Source organism: Nonomuraea sp. NPDC050547, from assembly GCF_044457345.1.
In the GTDB taxonomy this organism is placed as follows: domain Bacteria; phylum Actinomycetota; class Actinomycetes; order Streptosporangiales; family Streptosporangiaceae; genus Nonomuraea.
The window spans coordinates 218,418-236,777 of the sequence record NZ_JBITGW010000021.1 but is presented as its reverse complement, the minus strand read 5'-3'; the positions used below and the strand labels follow the sequence as shown (position 1 = coordinate 236,777).

Genomic DNA, 18,360 nt, shown 5'->3' with positions numbered 1-18,360 from the left:
ATGTTGCAGCTTGGGTCGCAGACGTTCGAGGTCGACGGGGTCACGGTGTTCCGCGACCACGCCGATCCGGACCAGTTCTGGTATCTGGCGACGGAGGTGGTGCTGCGTACCCGCTCCGACGGGCGGGCGGCGTTCAGCTTCCTGCAGTACCGGCCCGATGTGAAGGACGCGGGGATCGAGGGCGGGGGCTTCCTCATGCTGGAGACGGCGGTGAGCCTGCCCGCCGCCACCCGGAGCAAGATCATGGGTCAGGCACAGGCGCTGGCGGCGAACCCCCGGCTGGTCGCGGCACCGGTGGAGGCCGGCAGTGTGCGGTGCCTGGCGCTGAACCTGGAGGGACCGGGCGGGACCACGGCGCCGCCCGGCGCGTTCACGCCCGTGACGCGGATCATGGGCGCGGCCAAGCCGTCGCTGGTCGGGGAGGAGACGGCGGCCTTCTCCCTGGTGCTGGACGAGGCGGGGGCGACGATCCTGGAGGCGGCCTTCGCCAACGGGCTGACGCCGATCGGGGTGGTCTACGACCTGACGTACTCGGCGCTGACCCCGGACCTGCACGTGGAGATCACCGCGGACCTCGACCGGGTCTACACCCATTTCTCCGCCGGGCTGGAGGCGCAGATCTACTGGCTGCGGGTGGGGATCGACGCCGGGTTCGAGGAACTGGTCGCGAACGGGGCCATCAAGATCAAGGTGATCGACTTCGAGGGGACCGGGGACCAGGCGGAGAAGTGGGCGCTCGACTTCTTCAAGACCGACCTGCTGTCGAAGTGGTTCGAGCCGTCGTTGTCGCTGGGCAAGCTGCAGGGCCCGACACAGCCGGAGGGGCTGGACGCCATCTTCGACCGGGCCAAGAAGCTCATCAAACCAGGCACCCCACCCGGAGGAACCCCACCCGGAGGAACCCCACCCGGAGGAACCCCACCTGGGGGGACGCCGCCACCGCCGCCTCCTCCTCGGCCCGCGCCCAGCCCCCAGGAAGGCGCCGCGGCGTCCATCCCGGCGCTGGTCTCCTTCAAGCTCAAGGTCCTCCGTCAGGAGGAACGCAAGAAGGTCACCCTCGTCTTCGAACGCCGCAAGGCCGTCAAGCGCACCTACGCCCCCCAGGGCTTCGTCGGCCTCCTGCTCGACGACCTGGCCGACAAATCGTCGTACTTCCTGAAGGTTGATCTGGCCGACTCCTTCTTCAAGAAGATCGACGTCGACGTGGCCGCGCCCGTGGACTTCGTGGACATCGGCCTGTTCGCCACCGACGTGGCCATCGACTACGGCGGCAACGGCCCCGAGGACTTCCGCCTCACCCAGGCCGCCCCGGGACCGGCCCGCTTCACCACGTTACTGAACGCCGCCCGCGACCTCGACTTCACCGTCGGCATGGAGCACCACTTCCACGCCAACTCCGGCTGGATCGGCGAGAAGCTCTCCTACCAGGTTCCGCCCCGCCGTACCAAGGACCGCACGCTCAAGGCCGACCCCCAGGACGACCTCGGCTTCCTCAAGCTGGAGATCTTCCCGAACCGCATCGACCCCGGCATCGTCGACGCCGTGGACGTGGACCTGCGCTACGACGACGGCCACACCTTCCAGCGCCGCGACATCTTCCGCGTCCGCCCGAAGGACGCCGCCCGGCAGTGGCGCCTGCGCCTGACCAGACCGGCGGAGAGGTCGTGGACCGCCCAGCTCACCCACCACCTGAGCGACGGCACCACCCGCGTCACCCCGGCCTTCTCCGGCGACGCCTCCTTCCTGCCGGTCAACGACCCCTTCCCCGACTCCCTCGACATCCTCGCCCTCCCCCTGTTCGAGCAGGGCACGGTCAGGATGGCCTTCCTGGAGGTGGAGTACGACGACCCGGCGAACACCTACCACCGGCGTGCCCGCCTGGAGATCCCCGGCACCGCCGTGAGCCCGCTGCCCCTGCGCGTCGCGCTCATCGACCCGGCCCGGCGCGAGTTCCGCCACCAGGTCACGGTCATCCGGCAGGACGGCGCGCTGATCCGCCACCCGCAGGCCCTGGGCGCGGACACCCTGATCGGCATCCACCTGTGAGAGCCGCCCTGCGCGCGATCGCCCGCCAAGACCTGCCGCCGCTTCTGGACGGCCTCCTCGACCGGCTGGCGGCCAGCCGCTGGCCGGAGGTGACGTGGCGGTGGAGCCGCCTGACGCCCTCGGGCTGCCCGGTGGAGCTGACGCCGGGACCCGACGGGCTGAGCTGGGCGGCGGAGGTGGCGCCGCCCGAGTTCCCCGACGCGGACCGGCTCGGGGAGGTACTGCGCGTGCTGGAGGAGGCGGGCCAGCCCTGCCTGGAGCCGATGCCGGGGCGGGTGGCGTCGGCCCGGTTCGGCGCGTGGATCGGGGGCAAGCCCGACGGGCGGCTCAAGGTGTACGCGGAACTCGCGGACGGCCCGCCGTACCCCATGCCGGAGCCGATCGCCGCGGTGGTGGCGAGGCTGCCGGTGGGCGCCCGCCCGCGCATGGCCGGGGCGGAGCCGAAGACGGGCAAGACGGAGCTGTACTTCCGGCTGCCGATGCTGGACGACCCGCTGGATCTGCTGCCGGTCCTGCTGGAGAGCGGCCACGCGGCGGCCGTGCGCGCCCTGGAGGAGCACCTCCCGGGCGGGCTCGGCCGCCTGCGCGGCCGGCGGCTCGGGCTGAGCGTCGCCTGGCACAGCGGGTCGCGGGGCAGGCCGCGGCTGGCGCTGTTCGCCTCTGCCAGAACACTCTTCCCTGAGGAACCCGAGCCGCACCCCGGCGTTCGCCGGGGCCTGGTCACGATGGGCCTGGACCCGGAGGGCCTCAGCCTTCCTGTGGTTGTGGCACTCTCTCCCGTCCCCGCGCGGCCCTGAGCCGTCCTGCCCAGTGGACCACGGCCATCGCGGCGGCGAGCGTCTCGGGACCGAGCAACAGCGTGGCGCAGCCGAGCCGGTACCAGAACGTCGCGGTGAGCGGGCCGAGCACGAGCCCCTCGGCGGTCCATTCCAGGACGGTGACGACGACCGGCAGCAGCAGGAACCAGAACCAGGCCAGCACCCCGGCGAACCCGGCCAGCCACACCCACCGGAACCACCGGGCGGCGCGGAGGTCGGCCGGCGCGGCGGCGGCCAGTTCCGCGGCCTGGGCCGGGGTCAGGCGACCGAAGGCCTGCCGCAGCATGAGCGACTTGACCTCCCACAGGTTGCGGCAGCCGAGCCAGTTGACCAGGACGGCGTACAGGTCGGTGCGCATGAAGATCATGCACTGCCAGAGCAGGCCGGTGAGCTTCACGAAGACCCAGACGGCCAGGGTGGCGTCGACGGGCTCCGGCGGGCCGGTCAGGCGGATGCCGAGCAGGACGGCGAGGGTGACGACGTCGATGGCCATGCCGCCGAGCAGGGGCCCGTAGCGTCTGCGCCGGGGCACGCTCCACACCTGGGTGAGGTCGGTCTCGAAGACCAGCAGCATCATGCGCCGGTCCACGCCGAAGCGGGACCTGATGCCGATCGCCCGCGCGGCCAGCCAGTGCCCGGCCTCGTGCAGCGCCATCGACGCCATCGAGAACGGCACCAGCAGCAGCGCGCTCAGCCCGATGTCGGCCAGCACGAACGCGTCCTCGCCCGGCTTGGGGAAGAGGCGAGGTTCGAGGACGAAGACGGCCAGGCAGAACGCCGCGCAGGCGGCGTAGATCGTCCAGGCGACCGGGCCGAAGAACGGCCTGACGTGCTCCTCGCGTACGCCGCCGAGCCAGCGTCTGCCCTGGATGGGCGCGGTCTTGGGCGCTTCCTGTTGTTCGCCGTCGTCGACGAAGCCGAGTTCCTGGAGCACCTCGACGAAGGAGGGAACGTCCACGGGTTCGCCGGCGAACGCCTCGGCCTCGCGCGCCGCCTCCTCGGTGGTGGCGCCGCGCTGCAGGGCGGTGATGACCACGCCGCCGACCGCGGGGATGGTGATGAAGGTGCCCGATTCGGGGTCGCCGACCAGGACCTCCTCCCCTTCCTCGACGAGGCTCAGCGGGCGCAGCCGTACGGTCTGGGTCATGGGGTGCCTCTCCGCGGTGCGAGCGCGCAGGCCGGACAGCCGGGATCGGACGGGAACGGCTCCCACACCGGCACCAGTCCCGTCCTGAGATCGAGCATCACGCGCGCCCCCGCGGCCCGAGGCGGCTCGAATCCGGTCAGGTAGCGCAGCGCCTCGTAGGCGATGAGCGAGCCCATCTGCGCGGCGATGGGGCCGATGAGCGCGTTGTTGAGCTGAAGCCCCTGGCTGAGCCGCTGGGCGACGCCGCCGGAGGTGGGCGAACTCGGATCGGGCCGGTCGGACTCGTCGCACAGCAGGCACGGGCTCCTGCCGGGGTCGACGGAGCAGTACATCAGCTGCGTACGGCCCATGCCGCCGCCCACGAGGGGGATGCCCGCGCGCAGGGCGGCCTCGTTGACCCAAAGGTGGGCGCCGGGTTCGCCGTCCAGGCCGCCCGCGATGAGGTCGACGCCGTCGGTGAGGTCCTTGAGGTCCTCGGGTCCGGCGATCCACCGGTCGACGGCCCGTACCTCGATGGCGGGGTCGTACTCGTGCACCCACTCCGCGGCCCGCTCGACCTTGGATCTGCCGATGTCGGCGTGGCGGTAGAGGAACTGGCGGGCGAAGTTGCGCGGGGCGACGTCGTCGCGGTCGACGATGGTGAGCCTGCCGACGCCGAGGCCGGCCAGCGACTGCACGACCGAGGATCCCCCGCCGCCGGCCCCGAGCACCAGCACGTGGGAACGGCGCAGCTTGCGCATCATCTCGGCCCTGGACACGCGCAGGCCGGAGAAGGCGCCCAGGAAGGTCATGGTGGAGAAGTGGCGTTCGTCGGCCTCGGGGTCGCCGAGCCAGCGTTCGCCCGCGTCCTCCAGCAATCCGAGTGAGTCGAGCCCGTCGAGTCCGTCGGCGACGTCGTCCTCGCTCAGTTCGACGCCGCGCGCCCGCAGCGCGGCCGACAGCCCGGCGGCGGTGGCGGGGCCCTTGGCCAGCTCGTCGAGGAGGGCGGCGACCTGGCCGCCGGGGTCGGCCAGCGTCAGCGCCTCCCGGGGATCGTGCACCAGGACGAGATCCTCGCCCAGGGACTCCCAGGCGCATTCCTTCAGAACGACTCGCACAGCCTCTCCTCGAAGGACGGTCAGAGCCGATCGGGCGAGGTAGCACCGTCCTCGCCCGATCGCGGTGAATCAGGCGTCCCGAACGGTGGCCTTGACGGCCTCGACCTTGCGAACCTCGATCTTCATGCGAACCTCCCTTCCCCGCGTCTCTACGTGATCAAGAGTCCTGTGCAGCGCCACAAAAACGCCATAAAGTCACCACTGACGCCCCCATAACTGGAGGTTCATGTGGAATTCGGTATCCTCGGACCTCTTCTCATTTCCGGCGACGACGGCTCAGTCCAGCTCCCCCGCAAGCCGCGCGCCGTCCTCAGCGCGCTGCTCCTGCACCCCAACCAGATCGTCTCCAGGGACCGGCTCATCGCCGCCGTCTGGGAGAAGCCGCCGCGCTCGGCCGTGTCCAACCTGCAGACCTACGTCTCCCAGATCCGCCGCGCCGCCATCGACGTCGAGACGTGCGAGCCCGGCTACCGCCTGCGCGCCGACCCCGGGCACCTGGACCTGCTGGCCTTCGGCGAAGCCGTCCAGGGGGCCCGCGAGCACGCCGCCCGCGACGACCTGGCCGCCGCGCACGTGCGGTTCCAGCGCGCGTTCCGGCTGTGGCGCGGCCGCCCAGCCGAGGACGCGCCGCTGGCGCGCACCCTCGCCCCCCGCATCGCCGAGCTGGAGGAGCAGGCCGACCGCGCCCGCGCCGACTGGACCGACGTACGGCTCGCGCTCGGCCTCCACCAGGAGCTGATCACCGAGCTGTACGCCCAGCTGGAGGCCGACCCCCTGCGCGAGCGCCCCTGGCGCCAGCTCATGCTCGCCCTGCACGGCGCCGGAAGGCGGGCCGAGGCGCTCGACGCCTACATGCGCGCCCGCAAGGTCCTCGTCGACGAGCTCGGCGTGGAGCCGGGCCCCGAGCTGCGCGAGCTGCACGGCGCGCTGCTCGCCGGCGAACAGGCCCACCCTCCGGTACGGCGGGCCGCCCCCACCTGGACCGGCCTGTGCCAGCTCCCGGCCGACCTGGGCGACTTCGTGGGCCGGGCCGCCGAGCTGGCCACCGTGACCGGCGCCCTGGACGTGGGCGGGTCAGCCCCGGCCATCGTCGTCGTGTCCGGGCCGCCGGGGACGGGCAAGAGCACGCTGGCCGTACACGCGGCTCATCGGATGCGTGAGCGCTATCCGGACGGGCAGCTGTTCGCCAGGCTCGGCGGCATGGACCCCGGCGACGCCCTCGCCGAACTGCTCAAGGCGCTCGGTGTCGACGGCGAGATGCTGCCCGCGGCGACGGAGGACCGTGCGGCGATGTACCGGGCGCGGGTCGCCGACCGGGCGGTGCTGGTCGTGCTCGACGACGCCCGCGACGAACTGCAGGTGCAGCACCTGCTGCCGGGCACGCCGCGCAGCGCGGTGATCGTCACCTCCCGCGGCCCGCTGGCGGCGCTGCCCGGCGCGACGGCGGTGCCGCTGGAGGTGCTGCCGTTCGAGGACGCGCAGCGGCTGCTGGCGGGGATCGCCGGGCGTGACCGCGTCGCCGCCGCCCCGGACTCGGCCGAGACGATCGTGCGGGTCTGCGGGCGGCTGCCGCTGGCCATCCGTATCGCCGGAGCACGCCTGGCCACCCGGCCCGCCTGGCCGCTGGCCGACTTCGCCGAGCGCATCTCCTCGGCCAGCCTCGACGAGCTGCGCTACGGCCGGCTGGATGTGCGCAGCACGTACGCGATGGGGTTCGCGCCGCTGTCGATCGCGGCCAGGCGGGCGTTCCTGATGTTCGGCGTGACCGGGCTCGACAGCGTGGCCGACTGGTCGATGCGGGCGCTGCTCGGCCAGCCGCCCCGCCTGGCCGACCAGGCCGTCGAGGATCTCGCCACCGCCGGCCTGATCACCGCCAGCGAGATCGACGGCGCCGGGCAGGCCCGCTACCGGATGCACGACCTGCTGCGCGACTTCGCCCGGGAACTGGCCGTGGACGGGCAGGCCGACGCGTTGCGCCGCCTGTCGCAGGAGTCGCTGGAGCGCCTGATGGCCGCCACCACCGAGCTGCCGCTGCCCCTCGTGCCCCCGGCGCCCGACGCGCCGCCCCGCACGCCGCCCGCCGGACCGCGCCGCCGCGCCTGGCTGCTGGCCGAGCGCAAGACGCTGCTGGCCGTGGCGCAAGCCGCCGCCCCGTCCATGGCCGCCCGGCTGGCCGAGGTGATCACGCCGTTCCTGACCATCCGCGGCTTCCACGACGACGCCGACCGCCTGCTCAGCGCCGTCAGCGCCGTCACCGACCGCAAGACCGCCCGCCGTCTGCGGCTCATGCGCGTCGACGTCGGCCTCGACCGGGGCCGCGCCCGCGAGGTCGGGGCCGAACTGCGCGAACTCCTGGCCGCCGCCGAAGCCGACGGCGACCAGCACGAGGCCGCGTACGCCCTCACCATGCTCGGCACCTGCGCCGCCGCCGCGGGCGACCTCGGCCGCGCGCTCGCCCACACCACCCTCGCCGCCGACCGCTTCCTCGAGTACGGCGACACCAACGGCCTGGCCAACGCCTGGATCGCCATGTCCGTCATCCACCTGCACCAGGCCCGCTGGCCCGAGGCGGCCGAGGTGTGCGAGCTCGGCCTCGTGCTGACCGGCGGCGCCCAGAACGCCCAGTACCACGCCGATCTCCTGCGCGGCCTCGGCATCGCCCGCTTCGAGATGGGCAAGGTCGAGAACGCCATCGAGCACTACGAGGAGAGCCTGCGCCTGGCCCGCGAACTCGACTGGGCCAAGGGCGAGCGCATGACGTTACGCCGCCTGGGCGAGGCGCACGCGGCGCTCGGCCACTTCGAGCAGGCCACCGCGATGCTGGCCGAGTGCGGCAGGATGTTCGCCGCGGCCGGGGACGTGCACGGGGAGGCGCTGACCGAGTTCGCGCTCGGCGAGACCTGCCGGTGGCGCGGGGACGAACAGGCGGCCCTCGGCCACTTCCAGACCTGCGCCGCCCTGCTCGGCCCGCTGGGCGAGCCGACCTGGCGGGTGCGCACGCTCAAGGAGATCGCCCGCTCCCGCGCCGCCCTGGCCACGGCCGGACGCGGCTAGGACGTGGTGGCTAGGACGTGGTGGCCAGGACGAACGGCAGCACGGCCGGGGCGCCGGCGTGGCGGATCAGGGCGGCGCCCAGGGTCATGGTCCAGCCGGTGTCGACCCGGTCGTCGACCAGCAGCACGGGACCCCCGCACGCGGCGATCGCGGCGCCGAGCTCCTTGGGCATCGCCAGCGTGGCCCGGATCGCCTGCACCCGCTTGGCGCTGTTGAACTGGCTGCCCGGCGACCCCGCGCGGTAGCCCAGCTCGCCCAGGTAGGTGAGGCGGCCGACCTGCGCCAGCCGTTCCGCGAACCCGCGCACCAGCACCGGCCGCGAACCCGATGGCACGCTGACCACGGCCACCGGCCGCTCGCGCCACTCCCACGCGGCCAGCACCTGCACCACGGCCTTGAACATCTCGTCGGAGACCGCCGCGTCGCCGCCGGCGAACAGCTCGCGCAGCCGGTTGCCCCACCCGATGTCGGTCATCCGCCCGAGTGCCCGCCCCGGCTCGGCGCCCAGCTCGGACTTGATCCGCCCGGACAGGTCGGACAGGCCCGTCGGCCACTGCTTGCGCGCCTCGATCTCCACGCCGGGCCGCCCGAGCCGCTGCCGGGCGGACTCGACCGCCTGGGCGCCGATCTCGGCCGAGCGGTGCTGCCCGGTGCAGTTGTCGCAGCGCCCGCACGGCTTGGCGGCCTCGTCGTCGAGCAGCTTGCGCAGGAACTCCTCGCGGCACTCGCCGGTGCTCTGGTAGGCGAGCATGGCGTCCTGCTCGGCCTTGCGCTCGGCGGCGATGCGGGAGTAGCGCTCGGCGTCGTAGTCCCAGGGCTCGCCGGTGGCCTCCCAGCCGCCCTTGACCCGATGCACGGCCCCGTCGACGTCGAGGACCTTCAGCATCATGTCCAGGCGGCTGCGGCTGAGGTCGACCCGGCTCTCCAGCGCGGGCGTGGACAGCACGCCGCCGCTCTCCTCCAGGGCGGCCAGCGTCGCGCGTACCTGCTGCTCCGGTGGGAAGGCCAGCGAGGAGAAGTAGGCCCAGATGTCGCGGTCCTCGGTGCCGGGCAGCAGGATCACCTCGGCCCGTTCGACGCCGCGCCCGGCCCGGCCGACCTGCTGGTAGTAGGCGACGGGCGACTGCGGCGCGCCGACGTGGATGACGAAGCCCAGGTCGGGCTTGTCGAAGCCCATGCCGAGCGCGCTGGTGGCGACCAGTGCCTTGATCTTGTTGGTGAGCAGCGCCTCCTCGGCGGCCAGGCGCTCGGACGGCTCGGTCTGGCCGGAGTAGGCGGCCACCTCGTGGCCCTGCTCGCGCAGGTAGCCGGCGATCTCGTGGGCGGCGGCGACGGTCAGCGTGTAGACGATGCCGGAGCCGGGCAGCTCGTGGAGGGTCTGCGCCAGCCAGGCCAGCCGCTGTTCGGCCGTGGGGAGCCTGACCACGCCGAGGTGGAGGCTCTCGCGCTCCAGCGGCCCGCGCAGCACCAGGGTCTGCTCGCCCATCTGCTCGGCGACGTCGCGGGTCACGCGCGCGTTGGCGGTGGCCGTCGTGGCCAGCACCGGGATGCCGGGCGGCAACTCCTCGAACAACGTCGCCAGCCGCCGGTAGTCGGGCCGGAAGTCGTGGCCCCAGTCGGAGATGCAGTGGGCCTCGTCGACCACGACGAGCCCGGCGCTCTCGGCCAGTTCGGGCAGCACGTTGTCGCGGAAGTCGGGGTTGTTGAGCCGTTCGGGGCTGACCAGCAGCACGTCGACCAGGCCGTCGGCGACCTGCTCGTAGATCCGGCCCCATTCCTCCGGGTTGGCGGAGTTGATGGTGACGGCCCTGATCCCGGCCCGCTCGGCGGCGGCGATCTGGTTGCGCATGAGCGCCAGCAGCGGCGAGACGATGACCGTGGGCCCCTCGCCCAGGTCGCGCAGCAGCCCGGTGGCCACGAAGTAGACCGCCGACTTGCCCCAGCCCGTGCGCTGGACCACCAGCACCCGCCTGCGGTCGACGACGAGCGCCTCGATCGCGGACCACTGGTCGTCTCTGAGGCGCGCGTGGTCCCCCGCGAGCGCCCTGAGTCGCGTCTCGGCCTCTTCGCGCAACGCGGCGGTGTCGTCAAACATGCTGTCCTTGTTACCAGTCCGCGCCGACGAAATCACATCGGCTCCTCTTTACGGCTCCCGCACGATGCGGGCGGGTGGTCAGAGCAGCGGCACGATCGGTCTGGTCACAGGCGGCAGGCCGGCCCCCAGCACAGGAGCGGGGACCGGAGCCGTGGGAGCGGGGGCCGGCGTCGGGCAGACCCGCCTGTTCGTCATGGAGACCAGCTCGGGCGGCGCGGTGAAGCACACGTGGGTCTCCAGCGCCCGCCGCAGCGCCTTGGGCCGGTTGGTGATCAGCCCGTCCACCCCGGCCGCGACGACCCGGCGCATCGCCGGGCGCCGGTTCACGGTGAAGGCCAGTACCTTGAGACCCAGCCGGTGCGCCCGGCGGACGTAGGCGGGGGTCATGGCGCGGTGTTTGACGCTCACGTACTCGGCGTACTCGGCGATGTCGGTCAGCTCGGCCTCGGCCGGCGACCTGCTGAGGACCGCCCGCTCTCCCCTGGCCTGGAACCTCTTGATGAACTGCCAGTCGAAGCTCTGCACGATCGTCAGCGGCGGCGCGAGCGCCATCAGCCCGGCCAGGCGCTCGGCCACCTCGGGCGCGTCGGCGGGGTGCTTGACCTCCAGCAGCAGCCCGGGGCCGCCTTTCATGGCCTCCAGTACGGCGCGCAGCGTCGGCACCCGCTCCCCGGCGAACTTCTGGTCGAACCAGCTTCCGGCGTCCAGCCTGCCGATCTCCTCCAGCGTGAAGTCCCGCACCCGCCACGGAGCGCGGTCGGGGAAGACCTGCTCGACGTCGGTCGTGCGGGCCAGCGACGCGTCGTGGATGACCACGAGGTGGCCGTCCCGGGTCTGGTGGACGTCCAGCTCGTAGAGATCGGCGCCGGCGGTGCCGGCGGCGCGGAAGGCGGCCAGAGTGTTCTCCGGCGCCACCTTGGGAGCGCCTCGATGGGCCACGATCAGCGGGTCCGGATCAAACATGATCCCTATTCGAGCGCATCCGGCGATCTTTGCCCGGTAGGACATGCCGTAGCGGTCGAATAGGGCATTTGTCCAGGTCAGAGCTCCACGGGCAGCAGCTTCCCGCTGTGGACGTCGTAGATCGCTCCGCCCACCGGCAGCGGGTGCGGGAAGAACGGGGTGGTCCTGATCCGGGTCAGGTCGTGGCGCAGGGCCGCCTGCTGGTCGGGGACGGTGTGGAACTCCAGGCTGCGGGTGTCCACGCCCTGCTGCTGGGCGAGGGCGTGCACGTCGTTGTCGGAGACCTTGGACATGCCGCAGTCGGTGTGCGGCATCACCAGGACGCGCTCGACGCCCAGGAGGAAGACCGCCAGCACCAGGGTGCGCAGGACGTCGTCGGTGACGCGGGCACCGGCATTACGCAGGATCTTGGCGTCGCCCGGCACCAGGCCGAGCAGCCCCAGAGGGTCGATGCGCGAATCCATGCACGTCACCACCGCGAGCCCGCGGGCCGCGCGTCCGGTGAGGTCGGAGCCGGTGAAGCCGGCGGCGTACGTGGCGTTGGCGGCCAGCAGGTCGTCGAATTCACTCATGAGTCAGATGATGCCGCACGCTCGTTTCCTGAGGGTTTCCGGGGTGCCCGCCAGGCTGAAGTGGCGAACGTCCCACGATCACCCCTTACTCTTTGTGATGGAGATGTAGCCACACGTGATTGATGGAGAAGGTTGCCGTGAGCCGGTCAGAAACCCTCGCCGCCTATCTGCGTTCCCAGGCGCGCCGCCGCCTCGACCGGGTGGAGTCCAACGACGAGGGCAGGAACGCCCGCGGCGCGCTCGCGCTCTTCGACGCGGCCGCGTACGCGGCCAGCCTGCCCGACGACGACCCGCTGATCGCCATGCTCGACAAGGCCGGCTGCTACGGCCCGCTCGGCTGCGAGGACTTCGACCCCGGCGAGGCCGGGGCCCGCCTGATCCGCGACTGGCAGGCCGGTGAACCCCACGAACTCCTGCTGGCCTTGCCCGCCACCGTCACCGCGTGACCCAGGTGTCGGGCGCCCAGGATGAGGTAGAAGTCTGGGCATGACAGGCATCGCCAGATTCCGCACCACCGTGCTCGACTGCCCCTCGCCCATCGAGCTGGCCCGCTTCTACTCCGAGCTGCTCGGCTGGCGTGTCGTCAGCGAGGAGGACGAGACCTGGGTGGTCGTCACCGACGGCGGCCCGCCCGCCCGGCTGGCCTTCCAGCTGGCCGAGGACCACCAGCCGCCGGACTGGCCGGACCCCGCCCGGCCCCAGCAGTTCCACCTCGACGTCACCGTCGACGACCTGGACCTCGCCGAGGATCAGGTGCTGAAGATCGGCGCGCGCAAGCACGAGCACCAGCCGAGCGAGGACGACACCTTCCGCGTCTTCCTCGACCCGGCCGGTCACCCGTTCTGCCTGTGCGTGGGCGAGACCTCGGACTAGCCCGCGAGCAGTTTCACGGCGCCGGTCAGGTCGCCCGCCGCGAGCGCCTGATCGGCCCGCGCCTGAGCCGCCGGGTCGTGGCCGGCCGCCTGCGCCAGGTCCCTGGCCACCGAGACGAGCGCGTCGTCGTGCGCGTAGGTGTCGGTACGCGACCTCTCCAGCAACGCGGCGGCCACACCCACCGCCCGCAGCACGGTACGGCCGTCGCGCACCGACCCGTCGGCGTTCCAGTGGCGCTCCGGCAGCACCGCACCCAGCACCGCCGCGGCCGCCCTGGACAGCCCGTCGCCCCTGCCCAGCTGTTCACGCACGGCCGCCAGACGCGTGCGCGCCCGATCGGTGCGCAGCCCGAACCCATAGGGGAACAGCGGACGGTACACCGGGTCGCCCACGTTGATCGGCACCTGCTCCATCGAGGCGGGCCAGGTGAAGGGCAGCCGTCCCGTGTACGGCACCGCGCCGAACATCGGATCCGACACCCCGGCTCCCTCGGTCCCCGGCAGCCAGGCGGCCACGACGGCCTCCACGCCCGACAGGTCGCCGAGCAGCAGCGGCCGTCCCGACACCACGACGACGACGCAGCGCAGCGCGCCGCAGACCGACGCGACCGCCGCCTTGTCGGCCGCCGACAGCTCCAGCGTGCGCCCCTGGCGCCCGACGTCGCCGATGCCCTCGGCGTACGGCGTCTCGCCCACGACCACGACGCCCACGTCATGACCGGCGGTGGGGGCGGAGGCGTCGGCCGAGTAGGTGACGGAGGAGGCCCGGCCGCGGATGCCCTCCAGGATGGTCGTGCCCGGCGTCGTCGGTCCCGAGGCGCCCTGCCAGCTGATCGTCCAGCCGCCGGACTGGTTGCCGACGTCGTCGGCGTTGGACCCGGCCACGTACACCTTGGCGGTCCTGGGCAGCGGCAGCACGGCGCCGTCGTTCTTCAGCAGGACCTGCGACTTGGCGGCGGCCGTACGGGCGATCGCTCGATGGCCGGGCGAGCCCACGGCGGCCAGGCCCGAGCGGTCGGCGAAGGGCCGATCGAACAGCCCCAGCCGGAACTTCTGCGTCAGGACGCGGCTCACCGCGTCGTCCACGCGGGCGAGCGTGACGCGGCCCTCGGTCACCTCGGCGGTGAGCGCGGCCACGAACTGCGGGTACGCGTGCGGCACCATGATCATGTCGAGCCCCGCGTTGATCGAGGTGCGCACGTCGGACGGGTAGTCGCCGGGGATCTGGTCGATCGCCGCCCAGTCGCTGATCACGAAGCCCTTGAAGCCGAGCCGGCCCTTCAGCACGTCGGTGATCAGTTCGCGGTGGGCGTGCATCTTGGTCGGGCCGACGCTGGAGTAGGACGGCATGACGCTGCCGGCGCCCCGCCTGATCGCCTCGGCGAACGGCGCCAGGTGCAACGCCTCCAGTTCTTGCCGGGTTCCGGTGAAGACGCCCTGGTCGATGGTGTAGTCGCCGGTCGAGGAGGTGCCATAGGTCGTGCCGCCGTCGGCGACGTAGTGCTTGGCGGTGGCCAGCACGCCGTGGTCCTGCAGGCCGTCCACGATCGTGGCCATCCGGCCGGCCAGCGCGGGGTCCTCGCCGAACGACTCGTAGGCGCGCCCCCACCGCTCGTCCCGCGAGACGCAGAGACACGGCGCGAAGTCCCAGGGGATACCGGTCGCCTTGACCTCCTTGGCGGTGATCTCCCCCGTCTTCTCCACCAGGGCCGGGTCACGCGTGGCGCCCAGGCCCACGTTGTGCGGGAAGATCGTCGCGCCGATCACGTTGTTGTGCCCGTGCACCGCGTCCACGCCGTAGATGAGCGGAATCTGCAGCCGGGTCTGCCGCGCGCGCAGCTGGAACCCGTCGACCATGTCCGCCCAGCCCTTGGGCGTGTTCACCGACGGCGCCGAGCCGCCGCCCGACAGCAGCGACCCGAGCAGGTACTCCGCGATGTCGTCCTGCCTGCCCAGCGCGCCGCGCTCGGCCTGCGTCATCTGCCCGGCCTTCTCGGCGAGCGTCATGCGCCCGAGCAGGTCACGCACCCGCTCCTTCACGCTCCTGCCCTTGTCGAGGTACGGCAGGCCGTGCGCGTTGACCACGATCGCGGGCTCGTCGGCGGGCGGCCGGACACCCTCGCCCGACAGCACGACCGGGATCGTCTCGGCGACCTCGGCCTGCCGGTCGGCGAGCGTCCTGACGGTGAACGCCTTGGCCGTGCCGGAGGCGGTGCCGGCGGGGAAGGCGAGCACGCCCTCGGCCGGGGTGTAGTCCTGGCCGGGGGTGGCGGTGCCCTCGCCGGTCCTGTACGTGACATCGGCGTCGGCGGGCAGCGGCCTGCCGTCGGCGGTGGTCACGGTGACCTTGACCTCGGCGCCGCCCTTCTCGTTCACGGGGTAGACCGGGGCGTCGGTGCTCAGCCTGACCGGTCTGGGGGGCGCGGTGCCGTACACCTGGACGTCGTCGAAGACGAGGGTGCCCGAGGCGGTGGGGAAGCGGATCGCGTACCCCCACATCGCGACCAGGTCCAGCTCGCCGTCGGTGGGGGCGCCGCCGGGCTGGTAGTCGCCGCGCCGTACGAAGTCGGCGAACGGGACCTGGATCCGCCGCCAGCCCGCCGTGTCGTCGGTGAAGGACGACTCGAACAGCTCGGCGCTGCCCGCGCCGGCGCCGCCGTCCTTGACCTCGAAGAACACCCGCTGACCCGAGGCCGCGCCCTTGACCCAGAAGGAGAAGCCCGAGTAGGGCGACCAGTCCTGGGTGGCGGCCAGGTCGTGGGACCAGCCGCCCCACTGGCTGACGGTGTACTCGGCGGACAGGGCCCGGTTGGCGCTCGCCGCGCCGGGCCGGTCGGGCGCGGCGGCGATGGCCAGCCGGGGCGTGGAGGCGGCGTCGTTGCCCCACGGGTAGACGCCCGCGGGGACGGTGTCGGACTCGAAGTCGGTGATGTCCGGCGGCTCCGCCGCCGCCCGCGCGGGGGCGGCTAAGAGCGTGGCGCCCAGCAGGGCCAGGAGGGCGAGAAAGCGCGTTCTGCGGCGGTGCGGGGTCACGACGCCTCCAGGATCTCGATGAGACCCCATAGTGACCCGAATCGCCCAGCCCGGCTAGAGAGCGCTCTCTCCGATTTCTGGCCGGGCTTTGCCCTCGGGTGAGGGCAAAGCCCGGCCGGTCAGAACAGCTCTTCCGCTCCCGTCTGGGCCGAAGGCCGGGCGGCGGGCGGGGTGTCGGCGGTCAGGGAGCCGCCCACCGCGCCGATCGTGTGGGTCAGGCGCAGGCCGGAGCCGTCGCGGCGGCTGATCTCCTCGGGCAGCGGGATGGGCTTGCCCGTCGCCGAGACCGCCTTGGCCGGCGCGGGGCCGACCCAGGCGAGCAGCAGGACGTCCTCGCCCTTCAGGAAGCGCTGGGCGCGTACGCCGCCGGTGGCGCGGCCCTTGGCGGGGAACTCGGCGTAGTCGGAGACCTTGCCGCCACCCACCTGGGTGCCGGGCAGGGCGGTGGCCGATCCCGCGACCGTGACCACCTGGGCCGGGCGGGACGGGTCGACCGCGCCGAAGAAGATGACCCTGGCGTCGCCGTCGAGCCTGATGCCCGCCATGCCGCCCGCCGGCCGGCCCTGGGGGCGTACCGAGGAGGCGGAGAAGCGGAGCATCTGCGCGTCGGAGGTGACGAAGACCAGGTCGGCGTCCTCGGAGTCGAGTTCGACGGCGCCGATCACGCGGTCGCCGTCCTTCAGCGTGATGACCTCGAAGTCGTCGCGGTTACCCGGGTACTCGGGCACGACCCGCTTGACCACGCCCTGCGCGGTGCCCAGCGCGAGGCCGGGGCTGTCGGGGTCGAGCGAGCCCAGGCCGACGACGATCTCACCGGAGTCGAGCGTGATGAACTCGGCCACCGGATGCCCGCCGGACAGCGACGGCGGGTTGGCCGAGGGCGGCAGCGTGGGCAGGTCGGCCACCGCCACGCGGACCATGCGGCCCTCGGAGGTGACGACGCCGACGCTGCCGAGCGCCGTACTTCGCACCGCCGAGACCAGCACGTCGTGGGCGGTGCGCTCGCCTTCGCCGAGCAACGCCGTGGCGTCGGGGGTGCGGGCCAGCAGCCCGGTGGACGACAGCAGCACCAGGCACGGATCGTCGGCGATCATCAGCGACGCCACCGGCGTGCGGGCCACTCCGGCCGACTCCAGCAGCACGGTGCGGCGCGGCGTGCCGTACTTCTTGGCCACCTCCGCCAGCTCGCCTGAGACCACCTGACGCAGCCGCGCCTCGGAGCCGAGGATCTCGCTGAGCTCGGCGATCTCCGTGCTCAGCCGCTCCTTCTCGCTGTCGAGCTCCAGCTTGTCGAAGCGGGTCAGGCGGCGCAGCGGCGTGTCGAGGATGTAGGCGGCCTGGATCTCGGTCAGCTCGAAGACGTCCATGAGGCGCTGGCGGGCCTGGCCGGAGTCGTCGGAGGAACGGATGACCTGGATGACCTCGTCGATGTTGAGCAGCGCGATGATGAGGCCGTCGACCAGGTGCAGGCGCTCCTGCCGCTTGCGGCGGCGGTACTCCGAGCGGCGGCGCACGACGGTGATGCGGTGGTCGACGTAGACCTGGAGCAGCTCGCGCAGGCCGAGCGTGCGGGGCTCGCCGTCGACGAGGGCCACGTTGTTGATGCCGAAGGTCTCCTCCATCGGCGTCAGCCGGTAGAGCTCCTCCAGCACGGCCTCGGGGACGAAGCCGTTCTTGATCTCGATGACCAGGCGCAGGCCCTTGTGCCGGTCGGTGAGGTCCTTCAGGTCGGCGATGCCCTGGAGCTTCTTGCTGGTTACCAGGTCCTTGATCTTGGTGACCACGCGCTCGGGGCCGACGGCGTAGGGCAGTTCGGTGACGACGATGCCCTTGCGGCGCGGGGTGATCTGCTCGACCGTGCACTTGGCGCGCATGCGGAAGGTGCCGCGGCCGCTCTCGTAGGCGTCACGGATGCCCTGCAGGCCGATGATCGAGCCGCCGGTGGGCAGGTCGGGGCCGGGCACGTACCGCATCAGCTCGTCGAGCGAGGCGTCCGGCTTCTTGATCAGGTGGCGGGCGGCGGCGACGACCTCGCCGAGGTTGTGCGGGGCCATGTTGGTGGCCATGCCGACGGCGATGCCGGTGGTGCCGTTGACGAGCAGGTTGGGGAAGGCGGCCGGCATGACCGTGGGCTCGGTCTCCTGGCCGTCGTAGTTGGGCTTGAAGTCGACGGTGTCCTCGTCGAGCGACTCCACCATGAGCATGGCGGCGGGAGCCAGCCTCGCCTCGGTGTAGCGCATGGCGGCCGGCATGTCGTCGGGCGAGCCGAAGTTGCCGTGGCCGTCGACGAGCGGCAGTCGCATCGAGAACGGCTGCGCCAGGCGTACGAGCGCGTCGTAGATCGCGGAGTCGCCGTGGGGGTGGAGCTTGCCCATGACGTCGCCGACGACGCGCGAGGACTTGACGTGCCCGCGGTCGGGGCGCAGCCCCATCTCGCTCATGGAGTAGAGGATGCGGCGCTGCACCGGCTTCAGACCGTCGCGCGCGTCTGGCAGCGCGCGTTGGTAGATGACCGAGTAGGCGTACTCGAGGAAGCTGGTGCGCATCTCGGAGGAGACGTCGATATCGACGATCCTCTCCTCGAAGTCCTCCGGAGGCGGGGTCGTGGTGCGTCGGGCCATGTCGAACATTTTGACGGAGGATCGGGGGTGTCCGCGACTCAA

Annotated in this window: 12 protein-coding genes; 5 read left to right on the top strand and 7 right to left on the bottom strand. The window is 72.4% G+C overall.

Translation table 11 applies throughout. The features are described 5' to 3' along the window. Both ACIBHY_RS43180 and ACIBHY_RS43175 read left to right on the top strand, forming a co-directional pair. Complete coding sequence (locus ACIBHY_RS43180; RefSeq protein ID WP_397309759.1) at window positions 1-2,046, top strand: hypothetical protein; 2,046 nt, start codon at window positions 1-3, stop codon at window positions 2,044-2,046. Beyond that, complete coding sequence (locus ACIBHY_RS43175; protein WP_397241991.1) at window positions 2,043-2,843, top strand: hypothetical protein; 801 nt, start codon at window positions 2,043-2,045, stop codon at window positions 2,841-2,843. The genes ACIBHY_RS43180 and ACIBHY_RS43175 overlap by 4 nt, the downstream gene beginning before the upstream one ends. Here ACIBHY_RS43175 and ACIBHY_RS43170 read toward each other — a convergent pair. Next, window positions 2,794-4,011 (bottom strand): hypothetical protein, encoded by a 1,218-nt coding sequence (locus ACIBHY_RS43170; RefSeq protein WP_397241990.1) that lies wholly within the window; start codon window positions 4,009-4,011, stop codon window positions 2,794-2,796. The genes ACIBHY_RS43175 and ACIBHY_RS43170 overlap by 50 nt on opposite strands. Beyond that, a complete protein-coding gene (locus ACIBHY_RS43165) occupies window positions 4,008-5,108 on the bottom strand; it encodes a HesA/MoeB/ThiF family protein (protein WP_397309758.1) in 1,101 nt (366 codons plus the stop codon). Before ACIBHY_RS43165 ends, ACIBHY_RS43170 begins: the two co-directional genes overlap by 4 nt. Window positions 5,109-5,336: 228 nt before the next feature. Here ACIBHY_RS43165 and ACIBHY_RS43160 point away from each other — a divergent pair, with 228 nt between their 5' ends. After that, window positions 5,337-8,162 (top strand): BTAD domain-containing putative transcriptional regulator, encoded by a 2,826-nt coding sequence (locus ACIBHY_RS43160; protein WP_397309757.1) that lies wholly within the window; start codon window positions 5,337-5,339, stop codon window positions 8,160-8,162. A 10-nt stretch (window positions 8,163-8,172) separates the two neighbouring features. Here the strand turns inward: ACIBHY_RS43160 and ACIBHY_RS43155 are convergent, their stop codons facing one another. The 3 genes from ACIBHY_RS43155 to ACIBHY_RS43145 form a co-directional block, all read right to left on the bottom strand. Further along, the gene (locus tag ACIBHY_RS43155; protein WP_397241984.1) at window positions 8,173-10,257 is read right to left on the bottom strand and encodes a RecQ family ATP-dependent DNA helicase; all 2,085 of its coding nucleotides are present in this window, start codon (window positions 10,255-10,257) and stop codon (window positions 8,173-8,175) included. Between the two features lie 78 nt (window positions 10,258-10,335). Beyond that, complete coding sequence (locus ACIBHY_RS43150) at window positions 10,336-11,220, bottom strand: glycerophosphodiester phosphodiesterase (RefSeq protein WP_397309755.1); 885 nt, start codon at window positions 11,218-11,220, stop codon at window positions 10,336-10,338. A 77-nt stretch (window positions 11,221-11,297) separates the two neighbouring features. Then, window positions 11,298-11,792: a beta-class carbonic anhydrase gene (locus ACIBHY_RS43145; RefSeq protein ID WP_397241980.1), complete on the bottom strand. Its 495-nt coding sequence runs from the start codon at window positions 11,790-11,792 to the stop codon at window positions 11,298-11,300. A gap of 137 nt (window positions 11,793-11,929) precedes the next feature. On the opposite strand from ACIBHY_RS43145, the gene ACIBHY_RS43140 reads away from it, so the two are divergent. Further along, window positions 11,930-12,238 (top strand): hypothetical protein, encoded by a 309-nt coding sequence (locus ACIBHY_RS43140; RefSeq protein ID WP_379609509.1) that lies wholly within the window; start codon window positions 11,930-11,932, stop codon window positions 12,236-12,238. Window positions 12,239-12,278: 40 nt separating this feature from the next. Then, window positions 12,279-12,665, top strand: a complete 387-nt coding sequence (locus ACIBHY_RS43135) for a VOC family protein (RefSeq protein ID WP_397241978.1) — start codon at window positions 12,279-12,281, stop codon at window positions 12,663-12,665. Here ACIBHY_RS43135 and ACIBHY_RS43130 read toward each other — a convergent pair. Together ACIBHY_RS43130 and ACIBHY_RS43125 are read right to left on the bottom strand one after the other, a co-directional pair. Next, window positions 12,662-15,697 (bottom strand): glycoside hydrolase family 3 N-terminal domain-containing protein, encoded by a 3,036-nt coding sequence (locus tag ACIBHY_RS43130; protein ID WP_397309754.1) that lies wholly within the window; start codon window positions 15,695-15,697, stop codon window positions 12,662-12,664. The two genes, ACIBHY_RS43135 and ACIBHY_RS43130, sit on opposite strands and share 4 nt — an antisense overlap. A 119-nt stretch (window positions 15,698-15,816) precedes the next feature. Beyond that, window positions 15,817-18,327 (bottom strand): DNA topoisomerase (ATP-hydrolyzing) subunit A, encoded by a 2,511-nt coding sequence (locus ACIBHY_RS43125; protein WP_397309753.1) that lies wholly within the window; start codon window positions 18,325-18,327, stop codon window positions 15,817-15,819. Window positions 18,328-18,360 lie beyond the last annotated feature (33 nt).

Bases quoted from the DNA above. Each gene is read 5' to 3' on its own strand.
- ACIBHY_RS43180 (WP_397309759.1), top strand. From the start codon at position 1: ATGTTGCAGCTTGGGTCGCAGACGTTCGAGGTCGACGGGGTCACGGTG.
- ACIBHY_RS43170 (WP_397241990.1), bottom strand. From the start codon at position 4,011: ATGACCCAGACCGTACGGCTGCGCCCGCTGAGCCTCGTCGAGGAAGGG.
- ACIBHY_RS43155 (WP_397241984.1), bottom strand. From the start codon at position 10,257: ATGTTTGACGACACCGCCGCGTTGCGCGAAGAGGCCGAGACGCGACTC.
- ACIBHY_RS43150 (WP_397309755.1), bottom strand. From the start codon at position 11,220: ATGTTTGATCCGGACCCGCTGATCGTGGCCCATCGAGGCGCTCCCAAG.
- ACIBHY_RS43145 (WP_397241980.1), bottom strand. From the start codon at position 11,792: ATGAGTGAATTCGACGACCTGCTGGCCGCCAACGCCACGTACGCCGCC.
- ACIBHY_RS43135 (WP_397241978.1), top strand. From the start codon at position 12,279: ATGACAGGCATCGCCAGATTCCGCACCACCGTGCTCGACTGCCCCTCG.
- ACIBHY_RS43125 (WP_397309753.1), bottom strand. From the start codon at position 18,327: ATGTTCGACATGGCCCGACGCACCACGACCCCGCCTCCGGAGGACTTC.